Below are 11,882 nucleotides of genomic sequence, written 5' to 3' on the forward strand. Positions count from 1 at the left end.
GCCACGACATCGCGGGTATCCGCGCCGATAGTCTCGTACCCCGTGGTTGGCGCTTCTGGGTCGGATGCTGGAGCCATTTCCGGCTCTGGCAACCAGCGCCTGCCCACCCTGACCGACCTGCTCTACCAGCTGGCCACCCGCGCAGTGACGTCCGAAGAGTTGGTGCGACGTTCCCTGCGCGCGATCGATGTGAGCCAGCCCACATTGAACGCCTTCCGGGTAGTGCTCACCGAATCCGCGCTGGCCGACGCGGCGGCCGCCGATAAGCGGCGGGCGGCCGGCGACACGGCGCCGCTGCTGGGCATTCCGATCGCGGTCAAGGACGACGTCGACGTTGCTGGAGTGCCAACCGCCTTCGGCACCCAGGGCTATGTCGCGCCTGCTACCGACGACTGTGAGGTCGTCCGGCGCCTCAAGGCGGCCGGAGCGGTGATCGTCGGCAAGACGAATACTTGTGAATTGGGCCAGTGGCCGTTCACCAGCGGACCCGGGTTCGGACACACCCGCAACCCCTGGTCGCGCCGGCACACGCCGGGTGGATCCTCGGGCGGTAGCGCGGCGGCGGTGGCCGCCGGCCTGGTTACCGCCGCTATCGGCTCCGACGGCGCCGGCAGCATCCGCATCCCCGCAGCATGGACACACCTAGTGGGCATCAAGCCACAACGCGGGCGGATCTCCACCTGGCCGCTGCCGGAGGCGTTCAACGGCGTCACGGTCAACGGCGTACTGGCCCGCACTGTGGAGGATGCGGCGCTGGTGCTGGACGCCGCGTCCGGCAACGTCGAGGGCGACCGCCACCAGCCACCCCCGGTGACGGTGTCCGATTTCGTCGGCATCGCCCCTGGACCGCTGAAGATTGCCTTGTCAACCCACTTCCCGTACACCGGCTTTCGGGCCAAGTTGCATCCTGAGATCTTGGCCGCGACCCAGAGGGTGGGCGACCAGCTCGAGCTGCTCGGCCATACGGTGGTGAAAGGCAATCCGGACTACGGCCTACGGTTGTCGTGGAACTTTCTTGCCCGGTCCACCGCGGGCCTCTGGGAATGGGCGGAGCGGCTAGGCGACGAGGTGACCCTGGATCGTCGCACCGTATCCAACCTGCGCATGGGGCACGTGCTGTCGCAGGCGATTCTGCGCAGCGCGCGCCGCCACGAAGCCGCCGACCAGCGTCGGGTCGGCTCGATCTTCGACATCGTCGACGTGGTGCTGGCACCGACCACAGCACAACCACCGCCAATGGCGCGCGCGTTTGACCGGTTGGGCAGCTTCGGCACCGATCGCGCCATCATCGCCGCGTGCCCGTCGACCTGGCCGTGGAACCTGCTGGGCTGGCCGTCGATCAATGTGCCGGCGGGGTTCACCTCCGACGGTTTGCCGATCGGTGTGCAACTGATGGGACCGGCCAACAGCGAGGGCATGCTGATCTCGCTGGCCGCCGAGTTGGAAGCCGTCAGTGGCTGGGCGACCAAGCAGCCGCAGGTGTGGTGGACGAGCTAAAACCCCAGTCGGCCAAGCTGTTTGGGGTCGCGCTGCCAGTTCTTGGCGACCTTGACCCGCAAGTCGAGATAGACCTTGGTGCCCAGCAGGTTTTCGATCTGGCTACGGGCCGCGGTACCCACCTCCCGCAGCCGGGCACCACCCTTGCCGATGACGATGCCCTTCTGACTATCTCGCTCGACGTACAGCGCGGCGTGTACGTCGATCAGGTCGTCACGCCCCTCACGTGGACTGACCTCGTCAATCACCACCGCCAGCGAATGGGGCAGCTCATCGCGCACGCCCTGAAGGGCCGCCTCGCGGATGAGCTCGGCCATCAGAACCTCCTCGGGTTCGTCAGTCAACTCACCGTCGGGGTAATACGCGGGGCCGGCCGGCAATGCCGCGGCCAGTACGTCGATCAACAGGTCTACCCGGTCGCCGGTCATCGCCGACACCGGGACAATCTCGGCCGCATTCGTGACGAGTTCGCTGACCGCTACCAGCTGGGCGACCACTTTTTCTTTCGGCACCTTGTCAATCTTGGTGACGATGACCACCAGTGTCGTATTGGCAGGGCCGGTCGAACGAAGCTGCTCGACAATCCACCGGTCTCCCGGACCGATCGCCTCGTCGGCGGGGATGCATAGCCCGATGACGTCGACCGCCGCGTAGGTTTCGCGGACCAAGTCGTTGAGCCGCTTGCCCAGCAGAGTGCGCGGCCGGTGCAGACCGGGAGTGTCGACGAGGATGATCTGGAAGTCGTCGCTATGCACGATCCCACGAATGGCGTGCCGGGTGGTCTGCGGGCGCGTCGACGTGATTGCCACTTTCGCCCCGACCAGCGCATTGGTCAGCGTGGACTTGCCGGTGTTCGGCCGGCCGACCAAACACACAAAGCCAGAATGGAATTCGGTCATGCCGGTTTCCTCGCCGAACGTGAACACAGGGCGACTTTTCCCGCTTTTTTCCGCCGTGAATGCACGTTCGGCGTCATAGCGGGTTACCTGCCCGATCGGTGACGATGATCGCAGCGGTCGGGGCGAGTTCGCGGACGGCGGCAATGCCCGGATCGTCAACGGACCCGGCCACCAAGACGGCGGCCTGAAGACCGGTCGCCCCACTGGACACGGCCGCGGCCACCGCCGCCTGCAGACCGGTCAGCTCGAGCGCCGACAGGGCCACCGGCGCCGCCGCGTACGTGCGGCCGTCGACATCGCGGACCGCCGCGCCGGCACCGGCCTCGGCACGTGCCATCGCCGCGCGTGCCAACACAACCAGCTTTGCGTCCTCGGCATCTAGCTGCTCAGCCAGGGTGATCGGCCTCCTCATCATCGGCGCCGTTGGGTTCGGCCGGACTCAGCAACACGGTGCCGATTCGTACCCGTCCCCGATGATCGGTGCCACCCTCGGCATGCAGCCGCAGGCCATGCGATATCACCTCAGCGCCGGGCAGCGGCACCCGGCCCAGTTCTAGGGCCAGCAGCCCGCCCACCGTGTCGACGTCAAGGTCGTCGTCGAACTCCACGCCGTACAGCTCGCCGACGTCTTCGATGGGCAGGCGCGCCGATACCCGGAAACGCTTGTCGCCCAAGTCTTCCACCGGCGCCGTCTCGGCCTGGTCGTACTCGTCGGCAATCTCGCCGACGATCTCCTCCAGCACGTCTTCGATGCTGACGAGGCCGGCTATCGCGCCGTACTCGTCGACCAGCAGGGCCATGTGGTTACGGTCGCGCTGCATTTCCCGCAGCAATGCGTCCAGCGGCTTGGAGTCCGGCACGAACACAGCTGGCCGCATCACCCGCGCGACGGTCGTTTCGCGGCCGCCGTTCGTCGAGCAGAACGTCTGCTCGACAAGGTCTTTCAGGTACACCACGCCGACGATGTCGTCGACGTTCTCGCCGATCACCGGGATTCGGGAATGTCCGCTGCGTACCGCCAGGGTCATTGCTTGACCGGCTGTCTTGTCGCTTTCGATCCAGATCATCTCGGTGCGCGGCACCATCACCTCGCGGGCTGGGGTGTCACCCAGCTCGAAGACCGACTCGATCATCCGGCGCTCGTCGGCAGCAACCACGCCCCGCTGCTGGGCTAGGTCGACAACTTCGCGCAGCTCGATCTCGGATGCAAACGGCCCGTTGCGAAAGCCGCGCCCGGGGGTCAGTGCGTTGCCCAGCAACACCAGCAGGCGGCTGATCGGCATCAACAACCACGAGATCAGCCGCAGCGGAAGGGCCGTGGCCAACGAGATGGAATATGCGTTCTGGCGCCCAAGGGTGCGTGGCCCCACTCCCACGACGACAAAGCTGGCCAAAACCATGATGCCCGCGGCAAGATACAACCCCCACACCATGCTGAAGTGGTATCGGATGAAAACCACCAGCAGCGCGGTCGCGGTGATCTCACAGCTGGTCCGCAGCAACACGACCAGGTTGAGGTACCGCGGCCGGTCGGCCATCACCTTACGCAGCGACCCCGCGCCCGGCCGCTGGTCGCGTACTAGCTCATCCACCCGGGCCGGAGACACGGTGCTGATGGCGGCGTCAATCGCGGCGAACAACCCACCCAAACCGATCAATACGATCGAGCCGAGCAGCTGGTAGTACCCGGTCAAAGGTCAAAATACCTTGACTTGTCGAGCAACCGGCGGTCCTTCTCGTCCTGCCGGTCGTGCTGGTAGGCCTCAACCTGGTCGGCTACCCACTCTTCAAGCAACCGGTCCTGCAGGACGAACATCTCTTTTTCCTCGTCTGGCTCGGCGTGGTCATAGCCGAGCAGGTGAAGCACACCGTGGATGGTCAGCAGGGCCAATTCGTGGCCCAGGCTGTGGCCGGCCGCAGCCGCCTGCTCAGCGGCGAATTCCGGGCACAGCACGATATCGCCCAGCATGGACGGTCCCGGTTCGGGGGCGTCGGGGCGACCACCCGGCTCGAGCTCGTCCATCGGGAAGCTCATCACGTCGGTCGGCCCGGGAAGATCCATCCAGCGCATGTGTAGGTCGGCCATCGCCGCGGTGTCCAGCAGCAGCATCGACAATTCGGCGCACGGATTGACGTCCATCTTGGCGATGACAAACCGTGCGACACTGACTAGTTCCGCTTCCGAGACGTCGATGCCCGACTCGTTGGCTACCTCGATGCTCATAAGATGCTCACGCACCCATCATCGGCGACCGCGGGCGCCGGACGCCCGCCGAGCCGCCCGATTCAGCCCCGACCCGGGCTCCTCGTACCGCGCATAAGCGTCCACGATCTCCGAGACCAGACGGTGGCGTACCACATCCACGCTGGTCAGCTCCGCGATATGGATGTCGTCGATGTCTTCGAGGATGTCGACCGCCGCCCGCAGACCCGACCGGGCGCCGCCCGGCAGGTCGATCTGGGTGACATCTCCGGTGACCACGACCTTGGATCCGAAGCCCAGGCGGGTGAGGAACATCTTCATCTGCTCGGCCGTGGTGTTCTGCGCCTCGTCCAGGACGATGAACGCGTCATTCAGGGTTCTACCCCGCATGTACGCCAGCGGTGCCACCTCGATGACTCCAGCGGACATCAGCTTCGGGATCAGCTCGGGGTCCATCATGTCGTACAGCGCGTCATAGAGCGGTCGTAGGTACGGATCGATCTTTTCGCTCAGCGTGCCCGGCAGAAATCCAAGGCGTTCACCGGCTTCCACCGCGGGTCGGGTCAAGATTATGCGGGTCACCTGCTTGGTCTGCAGCGCGTGGACCGCTTTGGCCATCGCAAGATAGGTCTTTCCGGTGCCGGCCGGGCCGATTCCGAAGACGATGGTGTTGGCGTCGATCGCGTCCACGTAGCGTTTCTGGTTGAGCGTCTTGGGCCGGATCGTCTTCCCCCGACGCGACAAAATGTCTAGAGTGAGCACTTCGGCCGGTGACTCGTTGCCTGTGCCGACCAGCATGGCAACGCTGTGGCGCACTACCTCTGGGGTCAGCGACTGGCCGCTGGCCACGATCGCAATCAGTTCGGAGATCACCCGTTCGGCTAGCGCGACATCCGCCGGCTCACCGCAGAGGGTCACCGCGTTGCCGCGCACGTGCAGGTCGGCACTCAGCGTGCGTTCGAGGGCACGCAGATTTTCGTCGGCCGAACCGAGTAAGCCCACGACGAGGTCAGGCGGAACGTCGATGCTGCTGCGAACTTGAGCGTCGGCTTGCCGGGCTCCAGCCGCGTCAGCAGCGCGGGTCTCGCGGGACGTCACCTGGCTTCTGATGCCTGCTTTCTGGCCTATCGACTGGAACCTGTCGAACTGACGAGTGTTGAAGTTTCATTCTAACGCCGGTCAGGGACGGCGTCGGAGCACAACGCACAACGCCGAGCCCGTGCGCGCTCACCTTTATCCGCGATGAGGCCTGTCTGTGTCCGCCCGTTCGATGCCGACGAACGGCAGCCACTCTCGGGCCTGCCAGCTGTGCCTGCCGGTGCGCGGCAACATCCCGACCGTGCCCATGCCGGTCCGCCAAGCCGACGATCACCGCTCAAGCTGGGCCAGCCGTGAGCGTCGGCGCCCCAATGATTCGGGTGGCGGGCTAGTAATCCCTTCGACGGGGGTTTCCACGGGGTCGCTGGTCTGACTGCCGCGCCATTGGAGGGCGCTGATGGCCACGGCGACCTGGATGATCGTGTGGTCGAGGGGTCGGGGTAGGAGTCGTTGGGCGGTTTCGAGTCGGCGTAGCAGGGTGTTGCGGTGGGTGTGTAGTACGTGCGCGGCGCGGGAGGCGTTGCATTGTTCGTTGATGTAGGTCAATACGGTGGTGAGCAGTTGAGGGCTGGCCGATTCGAGGTCCCCGAGGGTGCTGGTGATGAAATCGGCTGCGCTGTCCGGGTTTTCGGTGAGTACCGCGATCATGTGGATGTCGGCGAAGAAAGCCAGGCGCTGTTGGGATCGAAGCCGGGCCAGCATGCGTTGGGTGGCCAGGGCGTCGCGGTGGCTGCGCCGAAACCCGTCGATTCCTCGTGCGGTGGTCCCGACCGCGATGCGGGCATGTGGTGCGTGGTCGAGCACCTGGTGGATTCGGTCGGTGTCGAGGGTTGCCGCGTCGCTGACCCATACCCAGCGGGTGGCCGCGCTGGCGACCGCGATCAGGGGCTGTGGGCATCCCAGTGCGCGGCCGAACGCGCGTGCGGTGTGGTCGAGGTGGTTTTGGTTGTCGTCGGGATCGTCATACCAGATGATGGCGGCGGTGTGGGATCGGTCTAGGGGGTAGCCCAGTTTGGCTTCGGCGCTTTGGCGGCTGATGGGGGCGCCGTCGAGGATCAGTTCGACGATGCGGCGGTGTTCGGCGTGGACGTCGCGGGTCAGTTCGTCGTATTCGAGCTGCATTTGTGCGGCCAGGCCGGCCAGGGTGGCGTCGATGAATTCGGAGGCCGAGCGAAACGGCAGGGTGAGCAGTTCGTGCAGTTCTTGGGGGTCGGTGGTGAGTCCGAACGCGATTTCGGTCCATCGTTGCCAGGCGACGTTTTGTCCGACGCGGTAGACGTCGAGCGCTGAGGCGTCTAGTCCGCGGCGCACCAGGTCGCGGGCCATGCGTAGCGGGTCGGGGCCGAGGTTTGCCGGTACGGGTTGGCCGGGTTTGCGCAGGTTGGCGGTGGCGAAGTGGATCAGGTGGGAGCGGTTGGCGCGGCTGACCACTGTTGCTAGGGCGGGGTCGGCGGCGATGGATGGGTGGGCGGCGAGGGTGGCGCGGTCGAGTTCGTCGAGCCATTCCGGGGTGGGGTGCAGGGCGACTTTTGCTGCTTGGCGGATGAGTTCACGTCCGCGCGGTGTGGGTTTGGGCAATACCACGAGATGAGACTAGTTGCCTAGGTGCGTTGTGCACCACGTTCTGGGGAATGTTGGTGAGGTTTACTCCTTCAGCCGTGGTGGACGTTTAGCCGGTGTGGCGCGTTCGGGATTATTGGGATGAACGGTTACCCACCGCGGCGGCAGCGGGCCGTGCGCCTGCCGAGTCGTCGACATTTAGCATTCAGGAGGTCTCGATGTCGTTGGTCAGCGTGGCCCCGGAGTTGGTGGTGACGGCGGTACCGGATGTGGCGCGCATCGGGTCGTCGATCGGTGCGCCCGACACCGCGGCGGCGGCGAGACAGACCACCAGCGTGCTGGGCGCCGGCGCCGATGAGGTGTCGGCGGACGTCGTGGCGCTCTTTGGCTGGGTCGCCCGTTGATGGTGATGGGGCCGCTGGGGCGCCCGGGACCGGGCAACGGCGGGGCCGGCGGCTCGGGTGCGCCCGGCCAAGCCGGCGAGTGGGATTCTGACGACCGGCTACCGGCGTGTCACGTCGCAGTATTCACAGTCGCTCGCTGATGCATCCCAACGAGATGTGAGCACACCGACAGCACCCAATGCCACCGCGGCCGCGGTCGATGTCCGCAGCACCGTCGGGCCCAGCCGGACCGCGACGGCGCCGGCATCGGTCAGCGCGGCAAGCTCGTCCGGTGCGATCCCACCCTCAGGTCCAACCACGAGCATCAACGAACCAGCTTGCGCCGCAGCGATATCCACAATCCGCTCGGTCGCCTCCTCGTGCAGGACCAGCACCGCCGCGCCGGCGGCCACCTCTTCTCGGACACGCTGTACAAGCATTGGCGTCGACAACACGCCGTCGACCGGCGGGATGCGCGCCCGACGAGATTGCCGGGCCGCCGAGCGGACCACCGCTCGCCACCGACGCAAACCCTTGTCGACACGCGCCCCGTCCCAGTTCGCCACGCAGCGCGCCGCCTGCCATGCCAGGAACGCGTCGGCTCCGGCTTCGGTGGCCAGCTCGATTGCCAATTCGGAGCGTTCGGATTTGGGCAGCGCCTGCACCACGGTCACCGGTGGCCGCACGGGCGGGACGCTCCAGCGCCTAAGCACCCGGGCCCGCAGCCCGCCACGTCCGGCCTGCTCCACCACACAGCGGGCCAGGCCACCGACACCGTCACCAAGCACCAACTGCTCGCCGGGACGGATCCGCCGCACGGTGGCGGCGTGAAAACCTTCGTCGCCGTCTACGACCGCCACCGCACCGGTGTCGGGCAGTGTGTCGACGTAAAACAACATCGCCACCATGTGCGGGCCGTGATTAGCGCCCGGTGAAGGTCTCGCGCAACCGGCTGAACAGTCCGCCGGCGGCGGCGTGGGTCGAACGGACCTCGGCCACCTCGCGGTCGCGGCGACCCTTCAGCTCGCGCAGCAGTTCGATGTCCTGGTGATCCAGCCGGGTCGGGACCACCACCTCCACGTGAACGTGCAGGTCGCCACGCGTGTTGGAACGCAGGTGCGGCATTCCTCGACCGCGCAGCGTGATCACCGAACCTGGCTGCGTGCCGGGTGGAATGGTGATCTCGCTCAGGCCGTCCAGGATGGCGTCCACCGTGACCGTAACACCCAGCGCCGCGTCGACCATGGGCACCGAAACCGTGCAATGCAGATGGTCACCTTCGCGGACAAAGACGTCGTGCGCCTGCTCATGGACCTCGACGTAGAGGTCACCCGCCGGCCCTCCCCCGGGCCCGACCTCGCCCTGAGCGGCGAGCCGAACTCGCATCCCGTCGCCGACACCGGCCGGGATCTTGACGCTGATCTCCCGACGGGCCCGGATCCGGCCATCGCCCATGCATTGCTGGCACGGGTCGGGGATAACCACCCCGACGCCGCGGCAGGTGGGACACGGCCGCGACGTCAACATCTGACCCAACAGCGATCGCTGCACGGTCTGCACCTCCCCGCGGCCACCGCAGGTGTCGCAGGGTATCGGAACCGAATCGCCGTTGGTGCCCTTGCCCTGGCACCGGTCGCACAACACCGCGGTATCGACGGTGACCTGCTTGGTGACACCTGTTGCGCACTCTTCGAGATCCAGCCGCATTCGTAGCAGCGAGTCCGAACCCGGCCGGACCCGGCCGATCGGCCCTCGGGACGCCGCGCCCCCACCGAAACCCCCGCCAAAGAACGCCTCGAACACGTCGCCGAGGCCGCCGAAGCCACCGAACCCATTGCCGCCCGCAGCGGCGCTCTCCAGCGGATCCCCGCCCAGGTCGACGATGCGACGTTTGTCCGGGTCACTGAGCACCTCGTAGGCGACGCTGATTTCTTTGAATTTCGCCTGCGCAGCCTCGTCCGGGTTGACGTCGGGATGCAGCTCGCGCGCCAGCTTGCGGTAGGCGCGTTTGATGTCCGCGTCGCTGGCGTTCTTGCTCACGCCGAGCAGCCCGTAATAATCGCGTGCCACGCTTGATTCTCCTATGCCGCGTCTTTATGCCGCTTCTCAAGCGGCTATCCACAAACCCTGCAGCAGGTGCGCGTTCATCGAGCACCCAGGACGTCGCCGATATAAAGAGCAACCGCAGCGACGCTGGCGATAGTTCCCGGATAGTCCATCCGGGTGGGGCCCACCACACCCATACCGCCGTAGACGGTATGGGCGGTACCGTAGGCCGTCGACACCATCGAGGTGCCCACCATCTGCTCAGACGCCGTCTCATGACCTATGCGAACCGTCACTTTGCCGGCTTCCTGCTGAGCCGCCAGCAGCCGCAACACCACCACCTGCTCCTCAAGTGCTTCCAATATTGACCGCAGTGAACCACCGAAGTCCGCAGCGTTGCGGGTTAGGTTGGCGGTACCGCCCAGCAAAAGGCGTTCCTCGGTGTGCTCCACTAGCGACTCCAGCAATACGGTCGCCGCGCGGCCCACGGCGTCGCCCAATCCGCCGGCGCCGCCCAGCTGGCTGGCGAGGTCGGCGACCGCCACCGAAGCCGCTGAAAGCTTCTTGCCTTCCAGCGCCTGGCCGAGTATTTCACGCAGCTGGGCTAGCTGGTGATCGTCGATGACATCGCCGAGTTCGACGATGCGCTGATCCACCCGGCCGGAGTCGGTGATGACCACCATCAGCAGCCGGGCCGGTGTCAGCGCGATCACCTCCAAGTGGCGAACGGTCGACGTTGACAACGTCGGGTACTGCACGACGGCCACCTGGCGGGTCAGCTGCGCCAGCAATCGCACGGCACGGCGCAGCACGTCGTCGAGATCGACACCGGATTCAAGGAAGCTCTGGATCGCCCGGCGCTCGGCCGACGATAGGGGTTTGACGTCCTCGAGCCGGTCGACGAACTCGCGGTAGCCCTTCTCCGTGGGCACCCGTCCGGAACTGGTGTGTGGCTGAGTGATATAGCCTTCGGCTTCCAGCACCGCCATGTCATTGCGGACTGTGGCCGACGAGACTCCCAGATTATGGCGTTCCACCAGGGATTTGGAGCCGATCGGTTCCTGGGTTGCAACGAAGTCGGCGACGATGGCACGCAGCACCTCAAAGCGACGCTCGTCGGCGCTTCCCATCGACTGCTCACCTCACTTCTTACGCTGCCTGACCGGCTTCATTTTACGTTCTCGGCGGCCACTGACCGTCATCTAGCAGGCGTCTGCCGATGGTCAGGGGGCGTGTGCCCCGACTAACGTGTCCAGCATGATCTCGTCGGGCTTCAGCCACTCGGTAGGGAAGATCCGCCAATGATCTTCAAAGGGGTGCGGGAAGGCAAGCCGTATCCCGAGCATGGACTGTCCTATAGGGACTGGTCTCAGATACCGCCGCAACAGATCCGGCTCGACGAGTTGGTCACCACGACTACGGTGCTCGCGCTGGACCGCCTGCTGTCAGAGGACTCCACGTTTTACGGTGACCTTTTCCCCCACGCGGTGAAGTGGCGAGGCACCACCTATCTCGAGGACGGCTTGCACCGGGCGGTGCGTGCGGCCCTGCGCAACCGCACCGTGCTACACGCGCGAGTGTTCGACATGGACGCGTCACCAGGCGGGCGGCGTAGCTGAACAGCGGGCTGAAGCCGGCCCGCCAATCAGTTCCCTGCGGCCTGCAGCAACTCCATCGCCGATGCGCGTGACAGCATCCAGCCGCCTTGATTCACGAACGTGACGTTCTGCGTGACCGGCGACGAGAGCTTCGGACCCGAGACGGAAACGTCGGCGGTGGCCGAACCGGCGGCCGCCGGCTGGATGTTCGTCACGCTGAACGACAGCGGCAGATCCCCGTGCTCGGCGGCCTTCTTCAGCTTGTGGTCGGCGATGCGCGCCTCGGTGCCCCCGATGCCGCCCTCGACCAGACTGCCCTTGTTCGCAAACGACACGTTGGGATCGGCGAGGCTGTTGAGCAGGCTGGTCAACTGGGCGGCGGTCGGGACGTCAGGGGCGGATGCCGGGTCCAACGGCAGTGGCGCGCCGAAGACGACCGGCTGCATCTGGTATACGACCGGGCCGCCAGCCATGATCGCAGTCACACCGGCCGCAGCGGCGCCGATTGCAGCCGCGGCGGTCAGACCTGCGGCGATCGATTTCACCATCTTCATGGTTGTGTTCTTCCGTTCGTTTGCCCGTCGATTGTGCGTTTGGT

General features: G+C 66.0%; 13 protein-coding genes and 1 pseudogene. 3 read left to right on the top strand and 11 right to left on the bottom strand.

Translation table 11 applies throughout. From position 1 onward, the window contains the following. Positions 1 to 42: 42 nt before the first annotated feature. Positions 43 to 1,497 (top strand): amidase, encoded by a 1,455-nt coding sequence (locus tag MCAN_RS12565; protein WP_003412223.1) that lies wholly within the window; start codon positions 43 to 45, stop codon positions 1,495 to 1,497. Here MCAN_RS12565 and era read toward each other — a convergent pair. From era to MCAN_RS12595, 7 genes are all read right to left on the bottom strand, one after another. Next, positions 1,494 to 2,396: a GTPase Era gene (gene era, locus MCAN_RS12570; RefSeq protein WP_003412224.1), complete on the bottom strand. Its 903-nt coding sequence runs from the start codon at positions 2,394 to 2,396 to the stop codon at positions 1,494 to 1,496. The genes MCAN_RS12565 and era overlap by 4 nt on opposite strands. Positions 2,397 to 2,469: 73 nt before the next feature. Next, positions 2,470 to 2,811, bottom strand: a complete 342-nt coding sequence (locus MCAN_RS12575; RefSeq protein ID WP_003412226.1) for a hypothetical protein — start codon at positions 2,809 to 2,811, stop codon at positions 2,470 to 2,472. Continuing rightward, the gene (locus MCAN_RS12580; protein WP_014001238.1) at positions 2,783 to 4,090 is read right to left on the bottom strand and encodes a hemolysin family protein; all 1,308 of its coding nucleotides are present in this window, start codon (positions 4,088 to 4,090) and stop codon (positions 2,783 to 2,785) included. Before MCAN_RS12580 ends, MCAN_RS12575 begins: the two co-directional genes overlap by 29 nt. Further along, entirely contained in the window at positions 4,087 to 4,620 is a 534-nt protein-coding gene (gene ybeY / locus MCAN_RS12585; RefSeq protein WP_041180110.1) for an rRNA maturation RNase YbeY, read from the bottom strand. The genes MCAN_RS12580 and ybeY overlap by 4 nt, the downstream gene beginning before the upstream one ends. Before the next feature lie 18 nt (positions 4,621 to 4,638). Further along, the gene (locus MCAN_RS12590; protein WP_003412235.1) at positions 4,639 to 5,697 is read right to left on the bottom strand and encodes a PhoH family protein; all 1,059 of its coding nucleotides are present in this window, start codon (positions 5,695 to 5,697) and stop codon (positions 4,639 to 4,641) included. Continuing rightward, positions 5,669 to 5,971, bottom strand: a complete 303-nt coding sequence (locus MCAN_RS21600; RefSeq protein WP_003902257.1) for a hypothetical protein — start codon at positions 5,969 to 5,971, stop codon at positions 5,669 to 5,671. Before MCAN_RS21600 ends, MCAN_RS12590 begins: the two co-directional genes overlap by 29 nt. Then, a complete protein-coding gene (locus MCAN_RS12595; RefSeq protein ID WP_003899293.1) occupies positions 5,968 to 7,281 on the bottom strand; it encodes an Rv1453 family transcriptional regulator in 1,314 nt (437 codons plus the stop codon). The genes MCAN_RS21600 and MCAN_RS12595 overlap by 4 nt, the downstream gene beginning before the upstream one ends. 194 nt (positions 7,282 to 7,475) lie before the next feature. Here MCAN_RS12595 and MCAN_RS23625 point away from each other — a divergent pair. Next, positions 7,476 to 7,658 (top strand): annotated as a pseudogene (locus MCAN_RS23625) (PE family protein); the annotation flags it as partial. Between the two features lie 101 nt (positions 7,659 to 7,759). Here the strand turns inward: MCAN_RS23625 and MCAN_RS12605 are convergent. The 3 genes from MCAN_RS12605 to hrcA all read right to left on the bottom strand — a co-directional run bounded on the left by MCAN_RS12605 (position 7,760) and on the right by hrcA (position 10,816). Continuing rightward, positions 7,760 to 8,548, bottom strand: coding sequence for a 16S rRNA (uracil(1498)-N(3))-methyltransferase (locus MCAN_RS12605; RefSeq protein WP_014001241.1), 789 nt, complete (start codon positions 8,546 to 8,548; stop codon positions 7,760 to 7,762). Positions 8,549 to 8,561: 13 nt separating this feature from the next. Then, on the bottom strand, positions 8,562 to 9,710 hold the full coding sequence (dnaJ, locus tag MCAN_RS12610; RefSeq protein ID WP_003899294.1) for a molecular chaperone DnaJ: 1,149 nt from the start codon (positions 9,708 to 9,710) through the stop codon (positions 8,562 to 8,564). Between the two features lie 74 nt (positions 9,711 to 9,784). Further along, complete coding sequence (hrcA, locus tag MCAN_RS12615; RefSeq protein ID WP_003412252.1) at positions 9,785 to 10,816, bottom strand: heat-inducible transcriptional repressor HrcA; 1,032 nt, start codon at positions 10,814 to 10,816, stop codon at positions 9,785 to 9,787. 171 nt (positions 10,817 to 10,987) lie between these two features. On the opposite strand from hrcA, the gene MCAN_RS12620 reads away from it, so the two are divergent. Further along, positions 10,988 to 11,305, top strand: a complete 318-nt coding sequence (locus MCAN_RS12620) for a type II toxin-antitoxin system VapB family antitoxin (protein WP_003412258.1) — start codon at positions 10,988 to 10,990, stop codon at positions 11,303 to 11,305. A 26-nt stretch (positions 11,306 to 11,331) separates the two neighbouring features. Here MCAN_RS12620 and MCAN_RS12625 read toward each other — a convergent pair whose 3' ends face one another. Further along, positions 11,332 to 11,838, bottom strand: coding sequence for a Low molecular weight antigen MTB12 (locus MCAN_RS12625; protein ID WP_014001242.1), 507 nt, complete (start codon positions 11,836 to 11,838; stop codon positions 11,332 to 11,334). Positions 11,839 to 11,882: the final 44 nt, after the last annotated feature.

The sequence above is a fragment of the Mycobacterium canetti CIPT 140010059 genome (assembly GCF_000253375.1).
Lineage (GTDB): Bacteria > Actinomycetota > Actinomycetes > Mycobacteriales > Mycobacteriaceae > Mycobacterium > Mycobacterium tuberculosis.

Coding starts and splice junctions, on each gene's coding strand:
- ybeY (WP_041180110.1), bottom strand. CDS start 4,620: ATGAGCATCGAGGTAGCCAACGAGTCGGGCATCGACGTCTCGGAAGCG.
- era (WP_003412224.1), bottom strand. CDS start 2,396: ATGACCGAATTCCATTCTGGCTTTGTGTGTTTGGTCGGCCGGCCGAAC.
- hrcA (WP_003412252.1), bottom strand. CDS start 10,816: ATGGGAAGCGCCGACGAGCGTCGCTTTGAGGTGCTGCGTGCCATCGTC.
- MCAN_RS12605 (WP_014001241.1), bottom strand. CDS start 8,548: ATGGTGGCGATGTTGTTTTACGTCGACACACTGCCCGACACCGGTGCG.
- MCAN_RS12620 (WP_003412258.1), top strand. CDS start 10,988: ATGATCTTCAAAGGGGTGCGGGAAGGCAAGCCGTATCCCGAGCATGGA.
- MCAN_RS12575 (WP_003412226.1), bottom strand. CDS start 2,811: ATGATGAGGAGGCCGATCACCCTGGCTGAGCAGCTAGATGCCGAGGAC.
- MCAN_RS12625 (WP_014001242.1), bottom strand. CDS start 11,838: ATGAAGATGGTGAAATCGATCGCCGCAGGTCTGACCGCCGCGGCTGCA.